The organism is Bacteroidota bacterium (assembly GCA_039821555.1).
In the GTDB taxonomy this organism is placed as follows: domain Bacteria; phylum Bacteroidota; class Rhodothermia; order Rhodothermales; family Rubricoccaceae; genus JBCBEX01.
Genome location: JBCBNX010000007.1, coordinates 137,221 through 159,858 on the forward strand (window position 1 = coordinate 137,221; position 22,638 = coordinate 159,858).

The 22,638-nt window shown below is 66.6% G+C and carries 16 protein-coding genes; 7 read left to right on the plus strand and 9 right to left on the minus strand.

Features of this window, described 5'->3' with window-relative positions; genetic code table 11:
• Positions 1-105: 105 nt before the first annotated feature.
• From AAFU51_10615 to AAFU51_10640, 6 genes are all read left to right on the plus strand, one after another.
• Complete coding sequence (locus AAFU51_10615) at positions 106-1,767, plus strand: alpha-amylase family glycosyl hydrolase (protein MEO1571711.1); 1,662 nt, start codon at positions 106-108, stop codon at positions 1,765-1,767.
• A gap of 167 nt (positions 1,768-1,934) precedes the next feature.
• Positions 1,935-4,652 carry an amylo-alpha-1,6-glucosidase gene (locus tag AAFU51_10620; protein ID MEO1571712.1) on the plus strand — a complete coding sequence of 906 codons (2,718 nt, stop codon included), beginning with the start codon at positions 1,935-1,937 and terminating at the stop codon, positions 4,650-4,652.
• A gap of 150 nt (positions 4,653-4,802) precedes the next feature.
• Positions 4,803-5,273 (plus strand): TonB-dependent receptor plug domain-containing protein, encoded by a 471-nt coding sequence (locus AAFU51_10625; protein MEO1571713.1) that lies wholly within the window; start codon positions 4,803-4,805, stop codon positions 5,271-5,273.
• A 23-nt stretch (positions 5,274-5,296) separates the two neighbouring features.
• Entirely contained in the window at positions 5,297-6,169 is an 873-nt protein-coding gene (locus tag AAFU51_10630) for a hypothetical protein (GenBank protein MEO1571714.1), read from the plus strand.
• Between the two features lie 68 nt (positions 6,170-6,237).
• Positions 6,238-7,098 carry a hypothetical protein gene (locus tag AAFU51_10635; GenBank protein MEO1571715.1) on the plus strand — a complete coding sequence of 287 codons (861 nt, stop codon included), beginning with the start codon at positions 6,238-6,240 and terminating at the stop codon, positions 7,096-7,098.
• Positions 7,099-7,141: 43 nt separating this feature from the next.
• Positions 7,142-9,418: a TonB-dependent receptor gene (locus AAFU51_10640; protein ID MEO1571716.1), complete on the plus strand. Its 2,277-nt coding sequence runs from the start codon at positions 7,142-7,144 to the stop codon at positions 9,416-9,418.
• Here AAFU51_10640 and AAFU51_10645 read toward each other — a convergent pair.
• A complete protein-coding gene (locus AAFU51_10645) occupies positions 9,415-10,731 on the minus strand; it encodes a hypothetical protein (protein MEO1571717.1) in 1,317 nt (438 codons plus the stop codon). The two genes, AAFU51_10640 and AAFU51_10645, sit on opposite strands and share 4 nt — an antisense overlap.
• A 284-nt stretch (positions 10,732-11,015) precedes the next feature.
• On the opposite strand from AAFU51_10645, the gene AAFU51_10650 reads away from it, so the two are divergent.
• Positions 11,016-12,122 (plus strand): hypothetical protein, encoded by a 1,107-nt coding sequence (locus tag AAFU51_10650; protein ID MEO1571718.1) that lies wholly within the window; start codon positions 11,016-11,018, stop codon positions 12,120-12,122.
• 106 nt (positions 12,123-12,228) lie between these two features.
• Here the strand turns inward: AAFU51_10650 and AAFU51_10655 are convergent, their stop codons facing one another.
• The 8 genes from AAFU51_10655 to AAFU51_10690 all read right to left on the minus strand — a co-directional run.
• On the minus strand, positions 12,229-13,917 hold the full coding sequence (locus tag AAFU51_10655) for a sodium:solute symporter family protein (GenBank protein MEO1571719.1): 1,689 nt from the start codon (positions 13,915-13,917) through the stop codon (positions 12,229-12,231).
• Positions 13,918-13,950: 33 nt separating this feature from the next.
• On the minus strand, positions 13,951-14,241 hold the full coding sequence (locus AAFU51_10660; protein ID MEO1571720.1) for a DUF4212 domain-containing protein: 291 nt from the start codon (positions 14,239-14,241) through the stop codon (positions 13,951-13,953).
• Between the two features lie 71 nt (positions 14,242-14,312).
• On the minus strand, positions 14,313-15,545 hold the full coding sequence (locus AAFU51_10665; protein MEO1571721.1) for a hypothetical protein: 1,233 nt from the start codon (positions 15,543-15,545) through the stop codon (positions 14,313-14,315).
• 308 nt (positions 15,546-15,853) lie between these two features.
• Positions 15,854-17,818 (minus strand): acetate--CoA ligase, encoded by a 1,965-nt coding sequence (gene acs, locus AAFU51_10670; protein MEO1571722.1) that lies wholly within the window; start codon positions 17,816-17,818, stop codon positions 15,854-15,856.
• Positions 17,819-18,071: 253 nt separating this feature from the next.
• Positions 18,072-18,803 (minus strand): hypothetical protein, encoded by a 732-nt coding sequence (locus AAFU51_10675; protein MEO1571723.1) that lies wholly within the window; start codon positions 18,801-18,803, stop codon positions 18,072-18,074.
• A 128-nt stretch (positions 18,804-18,931) separates the two neighbouring features.
• The gene (locus AAFU51_10680; protein ID MEO1571724.1) at positions 18,932-19,291 is read right to left on the minus strand and encodes a response regulator; all 360 of its coding nucleotides are present in this window, start codon (positions 19,289-19,291) and stop codon (positions 18,932-18,934) included.
• 81 nt (positions 19,292-19,372) lie between these two features.
• The gene (locus tag AAFU51_10685; GenBank protein MEO1571725.1) at positions 19,373-22,255 is read right to left on the minus strand and encodes a sensor histidine kinase; all 2,883 of its coding nucleotides are present in this window, start codon (positions 22,253-22,255) and stop codon (positions 19,373-19,375) included.
• Positions 22,256-22,302: 47 nt separating this feature from the next.
• Positions 22,303-22,638, minus strand: a 336-nt coding sequence (locus AAFU51_10690) for a hypothetical protein (GenBank protein ID MEO1571726.1), incomplete at its 5' end; no start/stop codon positions are given.

Genomic DNA, 22,638 nt, shown 5'->3' on the forward strand with positions numbered 1-22,638 from the left:
AAGTGTGGGGTCGCCCTTTTTGCTGCGATGAGGCAGGAGCGCCGTCCCGTTCAAAGGCGCTGCGTTCTATCTTTCCAAGAACGTCCACGTAGCCACTCTCCCCCCATGGCCGCACATCCCTGGTGGCACTCCGCCGTCGTCTATCAGATCTACCCCCGCTCGTTCCAGGACGCCAACGGCGACGGCGTCGGCGACCTCCCCGGCATCACCGAGCGCCTCGACTACCTCGCAGGCACACTCGGCGTCGACACGGTCTGGCTCTCGCCGTTCTACCGCTCGCCGATGGCCGACTTCGGCTATGACGTGGCCGACTACACCGACGTGGACCCGATCTTCGGCACGCTCGACGACTTCGACCGGATGGCGGCGCGGGCGAAAGAACTCGGGCTGAAGCTCATCGTCGACTTCGTTCCGAACCACTCATCGGAGAAGCACGCGTGGTTCAAGGCGGCGCGGTCGTCGAAGGACGATCCGAAGCGCGACTGGTACGTCTGGCACGACCCCGCTCCCGACGGTGGCCCGCCGAACAACTGGCTCAGCATCTTCGGTGGCTCCGCGTGGGAGCTCGACGAGGCGACGGGGCAGTACTACCTCCACAGTTTCCTCCGCGAGCAGCCCGACCTCAACTGGCGCAACCTCGAGCTTAAGGCGGCCATGTTCGACGCGCTGCGCTTCTGGATGGACCGCGGCGTAGACGGCTTCCGCATCGATGTGGCGCACTACATCATGAAGGACCCCGCGATGCGGGACAACCCGCTCGCGACCGAGGTGGCCGACTACCACAAGTCGCTCGGGGAGTACGACTCGCAGGTCCACCTTTATGACAAGGGCCACGAGGACGTGCACGGCGTCTTCCGCGAGATCCGCTCGCTCGTGGATACGCACGACGCCCCGACATTCGGTAGAGCAGAGCGCGTGACGATTGGCGAGATTCACGAGTACGACCGCGCCGCGTGGGTGCGCTACTTCGGCGGCAACGCTACGCCCGGCGTGCTCGACGAGCTGCACATGCCGTTTAACTTCGCCCTGCTCAACGCCGACTGGACGGCCGCGAGCATCCGTGCCTCCGTCGATGACCTCGAAGCGGCACTGCCGGAGGGCGCGTGGCCGAACTACGTAGTCAGCAACCATGACGAGAAGCGCATCCGCAGCCGCGTGGGTGCCGCACAGGCCCGCATCGCAGCGATGCTGCTCCTCACGCTCCGCGGCTCGCCGACGCTCTACTACGGCGACGAACTCGGCATGCCGGAGGTAGACGTGCCCGAGGAAAAGCTGCAGGACCCGTGGGGCTTCCGCAGCCTCCCCGAGCTGAGCCGCGACGGCTGCCGCACCCCAATGGCCTGGGACGACAGCCCTAGCGCCGGCTTCTCCGACGCCCCCCCCGACGACCTCTGGCTCCCGCTCCACGACGACCACGCGTCCATCAACGTAGACGCCGAGCTAGACGACCCCGACTCGATGCTCAACCTCTACCGCCGCCTTCTCGTGCTGCGCAAGGAGACGCCCGCGCTCCAGGTCGGCAGCTACACGCCCAGCGACGACGTGCCTGACGACGTGTTCGCCTACGTCCGCGAGCACGACGGCACTGACGGTCACGAGAGGCCGCGCGTATTCGTCGCCCTCAACTTCTCGCCCGAGATGCAGGAAGTGGCTGTGCCCGACGGCTTCACGGGCCACGTCCTCGCCTCCACGCAGCGCGAGCGCGAAAGCCGCACGTTCACCGGCACCCTCCACCTCGGCGCCAACGAGGGCGTGGTGCTCGGCTGATGTTCGATGGGACGATTGAGACAGTGTCCCCCCCTTGTCATCCTGAGCGAGCGGAGCGAGTTGAAGGATCTCCGACCGCCTGGATGCTCTGACCACGACTTGGAAGCTGAAGCGCAGATCCTTCGACTCCGCCCTGCGGGCTGCGCTCAGGATGACATCGCTCAATTATGACCCGTCTGCTCTCCCCCGTCTTCCTCGCCCATTTCCTCCTTGCGCTCTTCCTCGCCATTCCGGCATTCGCGCAGGTGCCGCGCTTCGACATGCCCGAGAGCGGGCTGATGCTGGAGCGGCAGACCGAGGCGGGGACGTTCGGCTTCTTCAGCGTGCTCGGCCGCCGCGCGGGCGCGTTCGGCTACGAGGGCAAGCCGTTCGAGGTGTGGACGTATCCGCAGCAGATCGTCAGCGAGGTGCAGTTCGACGTCGCCATCGACGACTACCCGATCCCGATTGACGGCCTCGCGACGATGGAGCGCACGGAGGTGCGCCCCGAGGCGACGACGTTCGTCTACACGCACGCCGCGTTCACCATCCGACAGACGCTCTTCGCGCCGATTGACGAGCCCGCCGTCGTGATGCTGCTCGACATCGACACGGTGCGCCCGCTCACGCTCTCGGTGTCGTTCCGTCCCGACCTAGCGCTCATGTGGCCCGCCGGGCTGATGACCGGCTTCTCCGGCTTCGACGCGGCGCAGGGGCGCTACTTCGTCGGCGAGGAGACGCAGCGGTTCTACGGCATCATCGGCAGCCCCGGCGCGGTGGACGTGTCGCAGCAGCCCTACCAGGAGGAGCCTGCCGACCTCCCTACGCGCTTCGAGCTGCGCGTGACGCCGGAGGACGCACGTGCCGGCCTCATCCCGATCATTTTCACGGGCAGCACTACCGGCCGCGCCGACGCGGAGGCGGTCTATGATCAGCTTCTCGCCGATGTCCCCGGTGCCTACGCGGAGACCGTGCAGCACTACGCCGACCTCGAAGCGAACACGCTGACCCTCGACACGCCCGATGACCGGCTCGACGAGGCGTTTGCCTGGGCAAAGGTCGGCATCGACAAGGGGCTCGCGACCAACCCGACGATCCTAGACCTCGAATCGGACGTGCTGGCCCCGGACGCACGCACCGAGGACACGGGCTTCGTGGCGGGCTTCCGCACGGCGGGCAACTCCGAGCGCCCCGGCTTCGCATGGTTCTTCGGCCGCGACGCCCTCTGGACGGCCCTCGCCACCACCGCCTACGGCGATTTCGAGACGACCAAGACCGCGCTCGACTTCCTCCAGCAGTTCCAGCGTGCCGACGGCAAAATCCCGCACGAGATCAGCCAGAGCGCGACGTTCCTGACGTGGTTCGAGGACTACCCCTACCCGTGGGCCAGCGCCGACGCGACACCGCTCTACCTCATCGTCCTCGCCGACCTCTGGCGCGCAACGGGCGACGATGCGTTTCTCCGCAAGCACTGGGACTCGGCCAAGGCCGCCTACGCGTTCTCCGAGGGCACCGACCGCGACGGCAACGACCTCCTGGACAACACGGGCGTGGGACACGGCTGGGTCGAGGGCGGCCTGCTCTACCCGCCGCACGAGGAGCTCTACATGCAAGGCCTCTGGATCGAAGCCTCCGAGAGCCTCGCCGAGATAGCCGACGCGTTGGGCGAAGGCGATCTGGCTGAGCAGGCGCGGGCCAACGCCGAACGCACCCGCGCGGCCTCCGAAGCGAAATACTGGCTCGCAGACGAGGGCTTCTACGCCGTCACGACGCACTTCCCCGACGCAACGAATCTGATCCCCGACGAGGGCGCGCAGGCGGGCACGGCGCTCTCGCAGGGCGGCATCGCCACAGAGCAAGATGCCGTTGTAATGCCCGAGAACACCGCGATGCAGGGCGTGCCCTTCTGGTGGGCTACGCTCGACCACGACCGCGCGCAGCGGGCGCTTGACGCGCTCGGCAGCGGACACGTCGCCACTGACTGGGGCGCGCGCATCCTGGACGCGCAGAGCGAGCGCTACGACCCGCTCTCGTACCACAACGGCTCCGTGTGGCCGCTCTTCACTGGCTGGGTATCCATGGGCGGCTACAGCTACGCGCGCCCGCACGTCGGCTACCAGGGCCTCATGGCGAGCGCGCTGCTCACGCGGCAGGACGCGCTCGGCTACGTCACCGAGCTCCTCTCCGGCGACTTCAACACGGCGTTCGGCCGCAGCAGCCACCTCCAAGTCTGGAGCGAGGCGATGGTCGCCACGCCCGCCGTCACCGGCATGCTCGGCCTCGACGCTACCGCCGACGGCTCCACGCTCCGCTTCGCGCCGCAGTTGCCCCACGACTGGGACCGCCTCGCGCTCACCAACGCCGCCGTGGGCGACGCGCGCTTCGCCATCACGATGCAGCGCTACGACGATGCGACTTCGTTCGTGTTCGTCCACGACACGGGCAGCGGCAGCACCACACTCGACTTCGCCCCCGCCTTCCCTCTCGACGCCATCGTGGAAGGCCTCCTCGTGAACGGCGAGTTCCTCGAAAGCGACCTTGTCACCGAGGGCGATGTGCAGCGCGTTGTGGCGTCGATTCCCCTCGGGGACCGCACCGAGATCACGGTGGCGACGGACAGCGGGACCGGCGCTTACGTGCGCCACGAACCTGCCGACTCCGGTGCGCGCAGCATGGGCCTGCGCATCCTCCGCGACCGGGCCGAGGACGGGGCGCTCAACCTGCTCCTCGAAGGCGTCGGCGGCGAGACGTACGCTTTCGGTATCCGCTCGCCCCGCACGGTCATCGGTGCCGACGGCGTGGCCGTGCGCGAGACTGAGGCTCGGCACTACGAAGCCACCATCAGCTTCGAGGGCACAGGCCCCGACTACGTGCGCCGCGCGGTGTCCCTACCGCTCGGCGACTGAGCAGACCGCTCATCGTCGCCATGGCCTTCTGGAAGGGCTTTCACTTGGCGAAACAACCTGGAAGCCGTATCGTCTCGGCAGGGGCGGACGTGCTACGACGCTGACGCACGTCCACTTCGGTTGCTTCGACCACCATCCTGCAGGTCTGCCATGCGTACCTCGTTGTTTTCCGCCCTCCTCGTTGCCCTAGTGGGCGTGCTTTGGACGGGCTGCGTCGTAACCGACGCCACTACTGAGGGCACGACCCCAGGCTCGGGTGAAGCGCACAACCCCGACCGCGTCGATGCCGAGGATCTGGAAGGGCGCCCGATCGCGCGGGTCGAAGAGATGCTGCGCGGGCAGATTGCGGGCGTCCGCGTGACCGAGTCCGGAGGCAACCTCGTGATCCGGATTCGCGGGGGCAGCTCGTCGCTCTACAGCAGCTCCGACCCGCTCTTCATCCTGGACGGCATGCCGATTCGGCCGTCGTCGGCGGGCGCACTCACCGGTGTCAACCCGCGGGACGTAGCCTCGATTGAGGTCCTCAAGAACGCCTCCGACACGGCGATGTACGGGGCGCGCGGGGCCAACGGCGTGATCCTGATCACGACCAAGCGTGCAGGACCCAGCTCGGGCACCTGAGCCGTGTTGATCGCTGTTGCTCGATGACCGTCCACGCCTACCTGCTCCTCAGCTGCGGCCTGCTCGCCCTAGCCCTGGCTAGTAGCGGCTGCGAGACTTCCCTTGACCCGTTCGAGGAGACCGATGTCCGGTTCTCCGTGTTCGGCTACCTGGACGTGTCGGCGGACACCCAGTTCGTGCGCGTCAGCGAACTCCGTGAGTCGATCTTTCTCACAGACGAGCTGGACGCCGTCGTCGTGCTGGAGGAGGTAAGCGGGGCTACCAGGACCGAGTTGCGCGACTCGCTGCTGACCTTCACCTCGGGCACTCGGGTACACGCACCATGGACGGCCGTCCCCATTGCGCCGTCGTCGACGTACCGGCTCTCGGTGACGGCCTCCGATGGCTCCAGCGCGAGCGCTACGATCCAAACGCCAGCACCATCGCCAGAGCCATTTCTCAACGCCGGAGTCACAGAGGCGTCGAACGCGATGAACCCGCCCAACCTGCAGGCAATCTCAATCCCGGGCGTGGAGAAGCTGGCCGACCTCCGCATCGAGTATGTGCTGGCGGAGACGGGTTCGCGCGTCACTGTTTCCTACCTCGATCAAGTGCGGCGTGACCCCAACGGCGTTCTCCAACTTGGCTTCGATGCCTACGCCGACGTCCAGCAACAGGTCACAGGCGGCACCGCTGGCTTCTGTCCTAGCCTGGAGAGTGCAGCAGTGTTCATCGCCACAACCACCGACGCCTGGCCGGACTTCGCGCTCATCGACCTCGAACGGCTGGTCCTTCCCGGGACGGTCTCCAACGTGGAAGGAGGACTGGGCTTCGTCGGGGGCGTCGCGACGCAGCGCCGACCGTGGCTGGCGCTGACGCTGGCCTTCTCGATCAACCAAGCCAGTTGCCAACTCTAAGGCGCCTTCGGCTTGCCGCCCTCCGCTCTCCATCCTACCTTCAGGCTCGCTTTTCTCCCCCTGCTTCCATGCCCGTGCGCCTTTTCGCGATCGTCCTCTCGGCCGTGCTGCTTGTCGGGTGCGAGGAGAGCTTCGACCCCTTCGAAGACGCAGAAGCTCGGTTCTCGATCCAGGGGTATTTGGACGTCTCGGCCGACACGCAATACGTCCGCGTGAGCGAACTGCAGCAGTCCGCGTTCGCCGACCCTGAGGTCAACGCGACCATTACGCTAGACGACCTGAACCAGGGCACTTCGGTCACGCTACGCGACTCCGTTTTCACCTACGAGAACGGTGCGCGGCTCCACAACTTCTGGACGGCTGCTCCGATCGCGGCGAGCACGTCCTACCGGATTACAGCCGCTGCACCTGATGGAGCGTCGGCGTCCGCTACGTTCCGAACGCCGAACGAGATTCCCGCGCCCGAGCTAGAGTCCGGCATCTCATTGGCCTCCTCGCCCGACAACCCGCCGATGTCGCAGGCCCTCACCATCTTCGAGGTCGACAAAGTCGCGGACCTTCAGATACGTTACGAGCTAGCCAACCCGAACACGACGCTCCAGCTGAGCTATACGGACCAGCTCACGCGGGCGCCGAACGGACGCCTGACCCTCGCCTTCAACGCCTACGCCGATGTCCAGGAAGCCCTGACCGGCTCGGTTGGAACCGTCTGTCCCGGTCTTCGGCGTGCGGAGATTGTGCTGGCCACCACCACCAGCGAGTGGCCCGACTTCCAGCTGTTCGACATCGAGGAACTCGTGCTGCCGTCGTCCGAAACGAACAACGTGGAAGGAGGGCTCGGCTTCGTAGGTGGAATTTTGACTTTAGGAACGGAGTGGGACGCGCTGCGCGGCGTGTTCTCGCTGAACCAAGCGGGGTGCAATGGCTGATCGGGTGTCTGACCCAGCGTCTAGGCTACGCCTGCCCGTGCTCGTGGCGCTCCTCGTAGCGACCTTCGCGACCACGGTGCAGGCCCAACCCATTACCAACTCGGTGCGAGGCTTCGTCACCGACGAGGAAAACGGCCTTGCCCTGCCGGGGGCAACCGTCGGGCTCTTCAGCCTCGCGAACCCGAACGCGACGCCGACGCAAACGGTGACCGACGGCGACGGCGTGTTCCAGCTCGTGGGTCGGTTCGCAGGCCGCTACACCCTCCGCGTGTCGTTCGTTGGCTACGAGACGAGCATCGACACGCTGTTGTTGGGGCAGCAGTCCTTTGTCAATGTCACCGTGGCGCTTGTACCCGGCCAGACGCTGGGCGAGGTGCAGGTCGAGGCCGACGGCGGCGCAGCGTCCGTCGAGGCGGGCCGTCAGTCGATTCGCCCGCAAGACCTCGCCCGCATTCCGACGCCGGACCTGTCCGGTGACCTCGCCAGCTACCTCCAGGCGCTGCCGAGCGTCGTGGCCGTCGGTGACCGAGGCGGCGGCCTCTACGTGCGAGGCGGGACGCCGCCGCAAAACCTCGTGCTGATGGACGGCGCTCTCGTCTACCAGCCCTTTCACATCGTCGGCTTCTTCTCCGCCTTCCCTGAAGACCTCGTCGCCAATACCGAGTTCTACGCGGGCGGCTTCGGCGCGCGCTACTCGGGACGCATCGCCTCGGTGCTCGACGTGACCATGCGCGAGGGCAACTACCAGCGCTTCGCGGGGTCGGGGTCGGCCAGCCCGTTCCTGCTCTCCGCTCAGGCCGAGGGACCGATCACGCCAGGCGTCCTGTCCGTCATCGGCTCGGTCCGGGCCTCCGTGATCGAGCAGACGGGCTCGCTCTACGGCGAAGACCTGCCCCTCCGCTTCGGCGACGTATACGTCAAGCTCACCCGCGCCGAAGCCGAGACGGGCCGCTGCAGCCTCACGGGCCTCTACACCTTCGACGAGGGCCAAGTCGACCCGCGCGACCCCGACGGCGATGTCTTCGGCTGGAACAACGCGGCTCTGGGCGGACGCTGCGTGCTGCTTCCGCGCAACGTCCCCTACGAGTTCGAGACGAGCGCCAGCGTGTCGTATGTCAGCAACTCAGTCGGGACTTCGGCCCGCCCGGAACGCGAGTCGTCGGCGCTCCTCTTCAACGCCGAGGCGCACCTGACGCACCTCCGCCCGCGCCTGCGCCTCAGCGGCGGCCTCTTCACCCGCACAGACGACCTCAACTACCGGCTCGGCGGCCAGTTCGTCGGTATCTCAGCCGACGAGAAGCGCCTGCTCGCCTCGGGCGGATACGTTGAAGCCGAATGGCAAGCGAGCTATGGCCTTACGCTGCAGCCCGGCCTCAACATCACGACCTTCTACGGCGACTACCCGGCGAGCCTGGAGCCTCGAATCCGGATGAACTGGCAGCCCTGGGGCGTCGACGGACCGACGCAGATCAGCGGGGCGGCCGGCGTCTACCGCCAGACGGTCAACGGCATCAGCGACGAGCGGGACGCCGGTTCGGTGTTTCTGGCTTGGCTCCCCAATCCGCTTGCGGAAGAGCAGGACCCGGACAACGCGATCAACGTGTCGGACGAGCCGGCCGAGGCCCTGCACGCCATGGTTGGGATTCAGCAGCAGATTGGGCCCTTCAAGCTAGTAGCTGAAGGCTATGGCAAGCGCCTGCGCAACCTGGCCGTGCCCATCTGGAGCGCCCTCGCGCGCTTCACGACCAGCCTCACGCCCGCCGAGGGCACCGTCTATGGCATCGACGCCCGCCTGGAGTGGCAGCGCGGCCCGTTCTACGCCTTCGTCGGTTACGGCCTCGCCGAGACGGAGTACACCATCCAGCAAGCCCCGCTCTCGGGCGACGGGCCAGTCGGCCCTCAGACCTACAACCCGCCGCACGACCGCCGCCACCAAGTCAACGCGCTCGCGAGCCTCGAACTTGGCGGGTTTGAAGCGAGCGTTCGCTGGCAGTACGGCTCCGGCCTCCCCTTCACGCGCCCATTTGGCTTCGACACGTACGTCCCCTTCTTCCCACTGCCCGACGTCACGGAGACGTTCGGCATCCCGCGCGTGCTCTACCGCGAGCCGTTCAACGGCCGCCTCCCCGCCTACCACCGCCTCGACGTGTCGGTGTCACGCACCTTCGAGTTCGGCCCCGGCGATCTGAGCGTCCAGGTCGGTGCGATCAACGTGTACGACCGCGCGAACCTGTTCTACTTCGACATCTTCACGGTGCGGCGCGTGGACCAGCTCCCGCTGCTCCCATTCCTGGGCGTGAAATACGAACTCGGCAACTAGCTCGCCGCCCGTTCTCTCGCTTGTTCGAAAAAGGCGTCGCTGCCGAGCAGGATCGCGACGAGGCCCTGGTCGAGGGCCTGCCGTCCCGTCTCGATGAACACAGCCGTGGGCAGGTCCTGCATGAGAAGGACCGCCACGCGTGCCGTGCCGTCCGGACGGCGTGCATACGCGCCGATGGAGTAGAGGCCTGTGAAGCCTCCAGCCTTGCCTTTCACCTCGGCATCGGGGACGACGGACGAAAACAGCTCGATGGGGTTGCCGAGCGTCTGGTGCACCGTTGCCGACACGGTGTCGCTCACGAGAGCACCCGTGGCGACGGCCGCGAGCACGTCCGCATAGGCCTTCGCCGTGCCCTGCGGAAACGATGCTCGGGCGGCATCGCGCTGCTGCTCGACGGTCATGCCGAGGCTCTCGAAGCGCAGTCGCTCCCGTTCCCGAGCACCGTACGGCTCGTCCTCGCGGAGCCGTTCAGCGACGGCGAAGGCGGTGTCAGCCTGCTGCGAGGATGAGAGCGCGAGGAAGCCGTCCAACCGCTCCTGTGCCGTCGCACCGCGATAGGTCGGCGTCCAAGCGAGGTAGAGCCCACTCGTTGGTACTGGCGGGCCGAGGGCGTGGTCGCGGGCAAGATCTGCTACGGCGCGTCGGTCGAGGAGGAGCGTCAGGTAGTCCGCACTCGGCCGATCGCCGAACCGGGCTGCAGCCTCCACCACCCGCTGCACAGGCATGCGCATCTGCACGTCGATGACGTCCTGGGGTCGGCCCTCGCCCTCCTGCACAACCAACGTGTCGGCGAGCCCCATCTGGGCCAACGTGGCAAGGTGGCGATCCCCCTCGATGGCCGGCAAGGCAAAGGCACCGAGGCTAGCCGGCAGCAACCGCTGCCCGCCCAAGTCGACCTGTTCTGCCTCCAGGGTCGCCGCCCAGTCGCGGACGTATGGAACGACGTCGTCGGGGTCGAGGCGGCCCTCGGCAACGTCCGTCGCGTACGCGGTCGCGAGTAGCAGGGTAGGCAGTCCCGTGACCGGGCGTTCGACCTCCGCACCCACAAAGAGGCCGTCGTCTGGCGCGTTGGTGTCGAAAACCACCAGGGATGCCTGCTCGGGATGGCGGAGCACATAAGCAAGGAGGCTATCCGGCGAGGTCAGGTTGGCGGCGGCATCGCGGCCCTCGGTCACTGCCGCCATGTCGCTCAGCTTCGCTTTAAACGAGTCGAGCCGCGTGACCACAAACACGACGGTGGCGACCAGCATCAGCGCACCAATGATCCTGAGGTGGCGGCTGGCGCCGGTACGAGATGCAGGAGAGTCGGCCATGGATCGGTAGCGTGGGTTCGGTCAGACTAGGGGAAGACCTGAGGAGCTGGAAGGTAGCATTCCCAGCAACACCAGCCGCGTTCGGCGACGCTAAAATCGTAGCACGCTGGGGACCCTCCGTCGTCCCCTTTCGGTTGATTTGCTCTGCCCTTTGCGGTGATTTGGCGCGCTTTGCACTTCTGTCGCGGCTCATTGCTTTCTCACTCCCCCCTCTCCTCTCTCTGTCTATGCGACGTCCCTTTCGTTTTCTATGCACTGTCGCCTCCGCGTTCGTGCTTGCGGCCGTGTCATTCTCTCCTGAGGCCCACGCCCAAGAGGAGCCCCGTGCCGTGGAAACGACGGCAGGCGACATTCGACTACGACTGAGCGGCACGTTTCAACCCCGCTTCTCGGCCGGTGTCACCGCGGAAACGGCTGACGGCGCAGACGACGACACACAGCGCATCGGCTTCGGCATCCGTCGCGCCCGATTTCGGGCCACAGCCCGCTTCGCGCAGTTCGGCGTCCACTACGACGTCGACTTCGGCAGCGGCAACCTCGACAGCGTGGACCTCTACGGTTCCTGGTTTGCTGCGGAGCGCTGGCGATTCCGACTCGGCTACCTTGCCGGACCGCAACCGCGTGCGTACATCTTCACGTCCCACACCCGCATTGATGCCATCGAGCGCGCCGCCATCGCTGAGCGCTGGTCGCGGGGCACGATCGGCTCGCGAGGCCGCGTCTTTGGGCTGGAGACGCGCTACCAGACCGACGAGGTGACCGTTGAGCTGCTGCTTCACAACGGCGAGGGCAGCTTCGACCGTTCGCGGAGCAACTTCCGGGAGTCGCCCAGCGGCTCGTCGGTGACCCGCGGAGTTGACGAGACCCCGCTCGCGGTGAGCTCCTTCGTGGCCTACGAACCCGACGCCGTCCCTGGCTTCGAGGTCGGCGGCTACGTCGGCTACAACGGCTCGCGCAACCCGAACACAGCCCTCGACGATGATATGCCAGGGCGTGACTACCTCGGCTACTCGGGGCACGTCTACTGGGGCGCGTATCCAGGCACGCAGCCCATCCGCCTCAAAGGCGAAGTGATCGGCATCCAGTACTTCGAGCGGGGCAGCGCTCCCGACATGGCTCCGGCCCAGCACGCGCTCGGCTACGCGGCCTTCGGCGCGGTGCGCGTCTTTCAGTTCGGGGAGGTGTTCGCGCGCTGGGAGCAGCTCTTCAACGACGTAGAAGAGGACGCCGACGGCTTCGTGACCGCCGGGGCCAGCTACAGCTTTAGCAAACGGCGCGGCCTCGACTACCGCCAGGAGCGCCTCACACTCGCCTACGCCAACCAACTACCCGGCGACCCGACCCGCGCCACCCAGCACCTCGTCGTGCTCCAGGCGCAGTTCGTGTTCTGAGCGGCGTTCGTGACGCTACCCCTCAAACAGACGAAGGCGGCGAGGACCACGTCCCCGCCGCCTTCTCTCTGGACGGCACCCCTGGAGGCGCGCGTGCTCGGGAGGCCTAGACCTCGGCGAGTTCCGCCTCCGACATCGTGCGCGGGTAGCGGATCTGCTCGACCAGGTTCTGCACCTGCGGCGGCGGCGGGGCCGTCATCAGCGACACGCCGATCATCAGCGCGAAGTTGAGCACCATCCCGATCACGCCGATGCCCTGCGCCTTAATGCCCAGGAAGCTATCCAGGATCGGCTGCTCCGCCCCGATCACGATGTGCGTTCGCATGAGAACGATCATCACGAACGTGAACACGAGGCCGACCGACATCCCTGCGATCGCGCCCTGCTTGTTGGCGCGCTTCCAGAAGATGCCCAGCAGGATCACCGGGAAGAAGCTCGCCGCAGCCAGGCCAAAGGCGAAGGCGACGACCTCAGCCACGAAGCCGAGCGGGAAGATGCCCAGCAGGCCCGCCAGCACGACGGCGAAGAGGATCATCCCGCGGCCGACAGCGAGGCGCGTCTTGTCGCTCGCGTTCGGGTTGATGAGCTTGCCGTAGATGTCATGCGCCAGGCTCGACGAGATGACGAGCAGCAGGCCCGACGCCGTCGAGAGAGCGGCGGCGAGGCCACCGGCAGCAACGAGCGCTACGATGAACGCCGACAGCCCAGCGATCTCTGGCGTCGCCAGCACGACGATGTCGCGGTTGATCGCGCCGAGGAACGGCCCGACCGTCGCCGCGCTCGCCTCAGGCAGTGCCGCGATGGCCGCCGTGTCGATGAGGCCCGTCTCGGCCCAGTTCTGCACCCACGAGAGTTCCAGGAAGCCCTGCGGCCCGTTGTTCACGAACTGCTGCAGCATCTCCGTCTTCGCAAAGATGGCGATGGCCGGCGCCGTCGTGTAGAGGATGCCGATGAAGAGCAGCGCCCAGAACGCCGACCAACGCGCCGCCGACACGCTCTTGACCGTGTAGAAGCGCACGATCACGTGCGGCAACCCGGCCGTCCCCACCATCAAGCAGAGCGTGATGCAGAAGACGTTGAGCATGTTGTTGTTCACGAACGGGCTCGAATAGGGATCGAGGCCAAGGTCGGTCTGCAGGCCGTCGAGGATCGGCAGCGCTTCGCCGATGGCCCCCTGCGGGATCGGGTTGCCGAAGAGCGCGAGCGCGATGGCGATGGCCGGGACCGTGTAGGCGAAGATGAGCACGCAGTACTGCGCCACCTGGGTGTAGGTGATGCCCTTCATGCCGCCGAGGCTCGCGAAGAACGCGACGATGACCATGCCTATGACCACGCCCATCTCGAACGAGACGCCGAGGAAACGGCTGAACGCTACGCCGACGCCGCCCATCTGGCCGGCCACGTACGTGAACGAGACGAAGATGGCCGCAATGGCTGCCACGACGCGCGCGGCTTGCGAGTAATAGCGCTCGGCCACAAAGTCGGGGACGGTGTACTGCCCGAACTTGCGGAGGAACGGCGCGAGGAGCAGGGCGAGGAGCACGTAGCCGCCGGTCCAGCCCATGAGGTAGACCGAGCCGTCGAAGCCCTGGAAGGAGATGAGGCCCGCCATCGAGATGAAGGAGGCGGCGCTCATCCAGTCAGCACCCGTGGCCGCGCCGTTGGCGATGGCCGAGATGCCCTGGCCAGCCACGTAGAAGCCCTTCGTGGAGGCCACGCGGCTGCGGTAGCCGATGTAGAGATATGCGGAGAACGTCAGGCCAACAGTGACCCATGTCCATTCTTGGATTCCCATGATTCCGTGGGGTTGAGGTTGGAAAGGGTGTGATTAGTGGCCTTCGCCTGCAGCGGACATCGTGTCCTCCGTCTCGTTGAGCCCCGCTTCCTTGTCGGCCTTGTCCGAGAAGTAGGCGTAGATCCAGATCAGCGAGATGAAGACGAAGATGGAGCCCTGCTGCGCCATCCAGAAGCCAAACGGCACGCCGCCGAAGCTGAACTGGTTGAGCGTCGGGGCGAGGAAGATGCCCATCACGTACGCGACGACAAACCAGATCGTCAGCAGTATCGCAATGCGCTTGACTTGGCGCTGCCAGTAGGCCTGGCGGGTCATGGTAGCCATATCCAGAGAGGAGTTAGGTGGTTGAAAACCAGGCTGCGCCGCTGGTCACGACGCAGCCATGACGAGTCGACTTAGAAAAAGAGGAAGACCGAGAGGTCACCGCGGATGTTGATGACGCCCTCCGTGGTCCCGGAGGGCGTGAGGCTGTCGTCGTAGACGTCCGCGACCGTCGCGCCAGTGACGTAGTTGGCCCCCGTGGCCTGCACTTCGGCACCGATGCGGACCTTGCCCGAGGTGTAGGTCAGACGCGGGCTCACGCGCCACACGTTCTCGATCGGGGTCCCGCCGTAGCCACGCGCCACGAACTGCACCGTGGTCGGGTCGATGCCGTCTTCGGCCGTGCCGAGGTTTTGGAGATACCCGCCGAAGATGCCGAGGCTGACCGCCCCCGTCGTTTGTAGGTCGAGCCAACCCGCGACGGTGTTGAGGGGCTCGAAGTTGTTGTCCGCCAGCGGCCCAATGACGGCATAGCCACCGGTCATGAGGTGGTCCGAGAGGTCCCCACCGAAGGTGATGTTGCCGCGCGCTTCGAGGCCGGGCGTGAGGAGGTTCGCGTAGGCCTGAACCGTACCCGCGCTAAACCGGTCGCTGGTGAGCGTCGGCCGGATCCACTTGTAATAGCTGTTGACACCGACCGTGCTACCGCCTTCAGCGACATACTCTACCCCCATCATCACGCCGGGGAGACCAGCCTGCTGCTGCTGCTTCACGCCGGGAACCGTCGCGCCGCCGGGCGGAGTGAACGGGATTTCTTGGAAGGCATCGCGCTGCTGGGAGATGAGGCCCGTGACGCGAAAGTTGCCTGGTTTGAGCACGAGCTTGATCATCATCTCGCGCGCGAATGGGTTGAACGGCGCTCCGGCCTCCGTGGCCACGGTGCGCGCCCACGACGAGAGGAAGAGCGGCGACCACTCCATGCCCGCGAGCACCTCGTGGGTAGCCCAGTCCAGCTTGACCGTTGCTCGGCGGATGCGGAGCGTGTTCTGCGTGTCGTTGCCCGGCCCGAAGAAGTCGGTCTCGAGGTAGCCGGTCGTCTTCGCGCCGAGGGTCTCCGGCAGGTCGCTGATGCCGAGCGAGAGCCGCGAGAAGAACGGGAAGAAGAGGAGGTTGTCGGTGTCGTTCGGCTCGTCGTCGGCGCTCGTGGCGAAGGCCGGGTAGAGCAGGAAGTCTCCCTCGCGGGCAGCGACGAGCTGCTGGGTGTCGTAGTAGTACGACGCCTTGATGAAGCCGCCGAGCTTGAACTCCTGCGCCTGCGCCTCCTGCGCGCCGCTGAGCACGGCCGCGAGGCAGAGCGCCGGGAACAAGAGAGCGAAAAGTGCGGTGCGAACCGATGCGCGCCCTTCTGAGGCGTGTGTCATCCTGGTCATGAAATACCTCCCGAGATGGTGGGAATCGTGGCTGGGGTGTGAGAGAGCACGCACGGCTCTGGTTAATCCAGATGGGCTGCCACCCATTCGACCGTGCGATTCTTACCGGACCGGTCCTCGCTGCCACGGGGGCCGGTCCTTTTTTGCCTCCGGGGGGAGACGGGTGCCTCGGGAACGAGACGGTCTCGAGTGCGAGACGGCGCCCCGTCCCGGCTGCCACCAGGACGGAGCGGGTGCCTGAGAGGTCAGGCCCGGTTTTGCCGGTTGTCGATGAGGTCGTCCACCACCGTCGGATCGGCGAGGGTCGACGTGTCGCCGAGGTTGCCGTAGCTGTTCTCGGCGATCTTGCGCAGGATGCGGCGCATGATCTTGCCGGAGCGCGTCTTCGGCAGCGCGGGGGCGAACTGGATGAAGTCGGGCTTGGCGATCGGGCCGATCTGCGTGCGGACGTGCTGGACGAGTTCCTTGCGCAGTTCCTCGGTCGCGGCGACGCCGCCGTTGAGCGTGACGTAGCAGTAAATGCCCTGCCCCTTCACGTCGTGCGGGTAGCCGACGACGGCGGCCTCGGCGACGAGTTCGTGGAGCACAAGGGCGCTTTCGACTTCGGCGGTGCCCATGCGGTGGCCGGACACGTTGATCACATCGTCGATGCGGCCCGTGATCCAGTAGTAGCCGTCCTCGTCGCGGCGGCAGCCGTCGCCGGCGAAGTAGTAGCCCGGATACGCGGTGAAGTAGGTGTTGGTGAAGCGCTCGTGGTTCTTGTAGACCGTGCGCGCCTGGCTGGGCCACGAGTCGGCGATGACGAGGATGCCCTCGGTTGCGCCCTCTTTGACGGAGCCGTCGTTGTCGAGCACCATCGGCTGGATGCCGAAGAACGGGACGGTCGCGCAGCCGGGCTTTGTGTCGATCGCGCCGGGGAGCGGCGTGATCATGATGCCGCCGGTTTCGGTCTGCCACCAGGTGTCCACGATCGGGCAGCGCTCGCCGCCGACCTTCTCGTGGTACCACCGCCAGGCCTCCGGGTTGATCGGCTCGCCGACGGTGCCGAGGAGCTTCAGGCTGGAGAGGTCGTGGCCTTCGAGGAAACTGTCGCCCTTGGCCATGAGCGCGCGGATCGCCGTCGGAGCCGTATAGAACTGGCTCACCTTGTGCTTCTCGCACACCTCCCAGAAGCGGCCGGCGTCCGGGTAGGTCGGCACGCCCTCGAAGAACACCTGCGTGGCCCCGTTAATGAGCGGGCCGTAGACGATGTAGCTGTGGCCGGTGATCCAGCCGACGTCGGCGGTGCACCAGAAGACATCGCCGTCCTGGTAGTCGAAGACGTACTGGTGCGTGAGGCTCGTGTAGACGCAGTAGCCGCCGGTCGTGTGGACGACGCCCTTGGGCTTGCCGGTCGAGCCGGAGGTGTAGAGGATGAAGAGCGGGTCCTCGGCGTCCATCACTTCCGGCTCGGCCTCGGCGGGCTGGCCGTCGACGGCGTCGTGGTACCACACGTCCACCGCGTCATTCCAGGCGACGTCGCCGCCGGTGTTCTTGACAACGAGCACGTGGCGCACGTCCGGGCACTGCTCGAGCGCCTTGTCGACGTTTTGCTTGAGCGCGACCGTGCGTCCGCCGCGGCGGCCCTGGTCGGCGGTGACCACGAAGTCGGAGTCGCAGTCGAGGATGCGCGTGGCGAGCGAGTCGGGGCTGAATCCTGCGAAGACGACCGAGTGGATCGCGCCGACACGCGAGCAGGCGAGCATCGTGTAGGCGGCCTCGGGGATCATCGGGAGGTAGACCGTGACCCGGTCGCCCTTCTTGACGCCCATCGCGCGGAGCGCATTGGTGAGGCGGCAGACGTTCTCGTAGACCTCGCGGTAGGTGAGGTGAAGCGTTTCCTGCGTGTTCGGGTCGTCGGGCTCGAAGATGAGCGCGGTCTGGTTGCCGCGCGTGCCGAGGTGGCGGTCGAGCGCGTTGTAGGAGGCGTTGAGCTTGCCGCCTTCGTACCACTTGATCGAGACGTTCTTCGGGTCGTAGGAGACGTTCTTGACGGTGTGGAACGGCTCGAACCAGTCAATGCGGCCGGCTTGCTCGCGCCAGAAGCCCTCGTTGTCAGTCACGGAGCGCTGGTGCAGAGCCTCGTAATCGGCGTGCGAAGAGACGTGAGCGCTGGCGGCAAAGGCCTCGGGGGGCGCGTAGGTCGTGGGAGCGGTGAGCGTGTCTGCCATGTCGCCTGGGGGAAAGGAGTATATATTACCGTTTGGCAATAAAAGAATGAAAGAATCAGGCGCGTACCTGGTCTTCCAGCGGCTTTGCTGCCGCAATAGTAGGAATTAAACCGGTTACCTGGAAGCGCTTCGTCGGTTTGTATTACCAAAAAGCGATATCCGCATGATTTCTTCACATTGTATGCAAGGGGTTCCCCTACATAACCTGGGCTTCTGGCCGGGTTCGCCTCACACCTGACGGCTCTGGTCAGTTCTAGCCTTCGAGGGGCAGTAGAACTTGGAGCAACGGGTACGTCCCGCCGCCCTGCGCCCACACCTCGGCCCCGTGCCGCTCCAACACGGTTGCAGGAACACGATCCGGGACGGAATCCGCATCATCGTAGGGCTGCGCGAGCCATCGCTCCAAGCGGTGCGGCTGGATGGGAGGCCCATCCCACTGCAAGTCGAAGGCGACGTACTGCCCCGTCGCTTGGACCCGCAGGGTAAGCGGGCGCGAACGGACGGCATAGTGTACGCGCTCAGCGAAGTACACCAGCACCCCAACGAGCGCGGCCCGGTCTGCCCGTATGAGCAGCGTATCGCCCGGCTCTTCGGTCCGCACGCCCGACGGGCCCAGCGCCTCGTTGGACGCGAGCGCCTCCGCGACACGGTGAAGCACCGTCGCAGCCGGGACGACGTGCATCGGGCGCTCTGCGGCGGCGGCGTGGGCATAGCGCTCCATCGACGCCTCCAGCCGCTCGCTCGCCTCGACGGCCCCCTGCCGCACGATCTCCGCGAACTGGGCTCGGACGGCCTCGTCCATATCTGGATACTCCGCCATCGTCTCGATCGCCGCACGGATCGAGCCGAGCGAGGCACGCAACCCTTCAGCGAGGTCTTGCACGATGCCATCGAGTTGGCGCGCCCGGTATGACCGATCAGACTCAACCGCGTCGCGTAGAGCCGGTTGGGAGGCAGTAAGATCAGGCTCAGAGAGATCAGGCATCGGGAAGGGAGCGCGTGAACGTCGGCCCCATAGACGCGGTAGCGTCCTGCTGCGTTTCGTTTTGCCGAAACGATGCGCTATACGCAATCCGACGGCCGCGTCCTGATGCGTGCTACATGAGCCGCGTGCTACATGAGCGCACGCACGCGTGCCACAACGTCTCGGATGGCGAAAGGCTTCACGATGTAGCCGTCGGCACCTAGCGCGAGTGCCCGAGCCTCGTCTACAGGGCGCCCCTTCGCACTCACCATCAGCACCCGCGTATGCTTCCACGCGGCGTTCGCGCGGATTGCCTGGCAGATGTCCAACCCGTCGCGGTCGGGCAGCATCACGTCGAGCAGGACAACGTCGGCGGGCTCGTCGACGAGGGCAGCCAGCGCGGCCTCTCCCGAATGGACGGTGCGCACGGCATAGCCCTCCTGCCGCATCAAGAAATCTAGCGAGACGGCGATGTTGGGCTCGTCATCGACGATGAGGACGGACGGCATGGGGGAGGCACGGCCAGTGAAACAACGGGGGAGAGGCGTCGCTGACGGAGACGGTATGCAAAGCGAGACGACGGCGCAAGGTCAGGGTGCGGCATGGCCCGGTCCAGCAGGCTCGAGCCCTAGGGTGGTGACCGCCGCTTGCGTCCCGTCTTTCTGAGCCAGGAGTAGGGGCAGCGTGAAGGAGAACGTAGCCCCCGCGCCGAGGTCGCTTTCCACCCACAGTTCGCCGCCGTGCGCCTGCACGATCCGGCGGGAGATCGCAAGCCCGAGCCCGGTGCCACCGGGCGCATCGCCCTGGCCTGCTGGACGGTGTTGCGCTTGCTCGAACGCGTCGAAGATGCGCTCGTGGTCGGAGGGATGGATGCCGAAGCCGTTGTCGGACACGTCGAGGCGGGCGAGGGGGCGGCCGCCGCTGGGGTCCCGGAGCTCGGCGATGGAGACGCGGACGCGGCCCAGCGCGCGGTCGGCGTGCTTGGCGGCGTTCGCGAGCAGGTTATAGAGCACCTGTCGGATCTGGTCGGCGTCGCCCTCCACGTGACAGGGGTATACGGTGGCGTTCACATCGAGCACCACCCCCCGGCGGCTGAACAGTGGTCGCACGGCGCGCACCGTCTCTCGCACCTCGGCTTCCAGGTCCAACGGCCGGGCATCAGGAACGGCGTGCCGGTTGAGCTTCTGGAACGTGAGCACGTCGCCAATGAGGCGACTCAGACGCTCGCTCTCAGCCACAACGATGCCGAGGAATTCCGCGCGCTGCTCCGGGTCGAGGTCGGGCGTCGACTGCATGATCTCGGCGAAGGCGCGGATCGAGGTGAGCGGCGTACGCAGCTCGTGCGTCACCGTCGAGACGAACTCGTCGCGGAGGCGGTCCACCTCGCGCAAAGCCTGGTTGACGACCATGAGTTCGTTCCGCGCAGCCTCCAGCCGCTCGGTCTGCCGCTGCAACTCGGCCGACTTCTCTTCCAGCGTTCGGCTGTAGGCGAGCGTCTTTTGCTGCTCGTCGAGAATGGCTAGCACCTCGTCCACGCGCACCGGCTCTTCGCTCACGACAGTGGCAATCATCGCCCGTGCGGAAGCCGAGCCGATGGCCGACGCGAGCAAGGCTTCGGCATGGTGGACGAGATCCGCATCGGCCGTGAGCGAGGCATCAGCGTCAAGGGCAACCTCGTCGAGCGGGTGGGCGGCGAGATACGTCGTCAGCGCCTCGTTGGCGCGGCGCGGGCCGAGGAAGCGGCCCAGGAGCGCGCGGAGGTCGTCGAGGAGCGCCGTGCCTCGCCAGACGGAGCGCCCGGCCGTGGCACCCGCTGCTCCTGAAGGCGCGCTGAGATCCGTAAAGCGGTCGATGTCGACGAACGAGACAGCCTGCGCGTGTTCGAGCACGCCCTGCCGCGTGAAGAGCGAGACGCCGACGTAGAGGCTGGTGTTGACGAGCAAGCTCCAGAACGTGCCGTGGGCGATCGGGCTGAACGCGTCGAGGCCGAGCAGCGCATGCGGGCGTAGCGCAGCCCAGCCAAAGAGGCCGTCGGTCACAAAGCCCTCCGCGACACCGCTTGCTTGGGCCAACGCAGGGAGCGGCAGCGTGTAGCCCCAGACCAGCACGCCGCCGACCAGCGCGGACACGGCGCCAGCCCAGGTACCTCGCTTCCAATACATCCCGCCCAGCACCACCGGCGCGAACTGCGCCGCCGCCGCAAAGGCAACGAGGCCGATCGACACAAGGGCTTGGGCATCGGCCACGAGGCGGAAGTAGAGGTAGCCCAGCAGCACGACGGCCAGGATGGCGCCCCGTCGGATACGCAGGACCCACCGGCTGAGGTCGGCCTGCTCGGAGAAGCTCCCGCCCTGGACGCGCAGCAACGCGGGCATCACGAGGTCGTTGGAGATCATCGTGGCAAGCGCGACCGTCGCCACGATCACCATGCCTGTGGCCGCCGAGAGCCCCCCGATGAACACGAGCAGCGCCAGCAACGGGTGGCCCTCGGCCAGCGGCAGCGTGAGCACGAACGTGTCCGCGTCGACCGTGCCCTCTGGGAAATAGAGCAGCCCGCCCAGCGCAATGGGGAGCACGAAGAGGTTGATCAGCAACAGGTAGAGCGGGAAGAGCCAGATCGCCCGAAGCACGTGCCGCTCGTCGACGTTCTCGACGACGGCCACCTGAAACTGGCGCGGCAGCAGCAACACGGCGCCCATCGAGAGCACCAGGAGCGCCGCCCACTCGCCGTACGACTCCGACCCCGACGGCATGACGAAGAGGTGCTGCAGGTCGGTGCGCGCGGCGGCACGGCTGAAGAGGTCGCCCACGCCGTCGTACATCGCGAACGTCACAAAGACGCCCACCGCAAGGAACGCCACGAGCTTGACCACCGACTCGAACGCGATCGCCGCCACCATGCCCTCGTGGCGCTCCGTCGCGTCGAGGTGACGGGTGCCGAACAGGATAGCGAAGATGGCGAGGATGACCGCGGCGTAGAACCCGGTATCGCTCGACAGGGGCAAGTCGACCGTGCTGGGCACGCTGCTGCCGGTCAGCACGCCGAAGGTGCCGGAGACCGCCTTGAGCTGGAGCGCGATGTACGGGACCGTGCCAGCCACGGCGATGACCGTGACGAGGCCGCCGAGCAGTTGGCTCTTGCCGTAGCGCGACGCCACAAAGTCGGCGATGGAGGTCAGGCGATGGTAGCGGCTGATGCGCACCATCTTGCGCAGCAGCGACGCGCCGAGGAGGAGCGTGAGCGTGGGCCCGAGGTAGATCGTGAGAAAGCTAACGCCCTCGGTCGCAGCGCGCCCCACCGAGCCAAAGAAGGTCCACGCCGTGCAGTAGACCGCCAGCGAAAGCGCATAGACCGACGAGCGCCCCACGACCGAGCGCCCCTGGTCCGCACGCCGGTCGGCGAGCGAGGCCAGGCCGAAGAGCAGCCCCAGGTAGAGCAAGCTCGCGGCAACGACGACGCTGGGACTCAGCACGGCAGGCTAGGTGAGCGGGCCCGGCAAGCCCAGGTGGAGAATCGAGGTCAGTGCACGGCGCGAGTCGGCCGCGTCGGCGTGGTGTCACGCAGCGCCGTGCGGCGGCCCGAGTCGCGGTCCCGGCGTCGCTCGACGGTCCACGTCGCCAGCCCGACGAGCGCGCCCCAGACCATGAAGAAGTAGACGTAGAGCACGGGCATACCCAGCACCGACTCCGCTCGGTTGGCGAGCAGGAGCAGCGGGTAGTTGAGCAGCAGCGCGCCCAGCACGAAGAGCGCGATCAGTCGCTGGCGGCGCATAGGGCTGGTGAGGCGGTGAGGCGGTGAGGCGGTGAGGCGGTGAGGCGGTGAGGCGGTGAGGCGGTGAGGCGGTGAGGCGGTGAG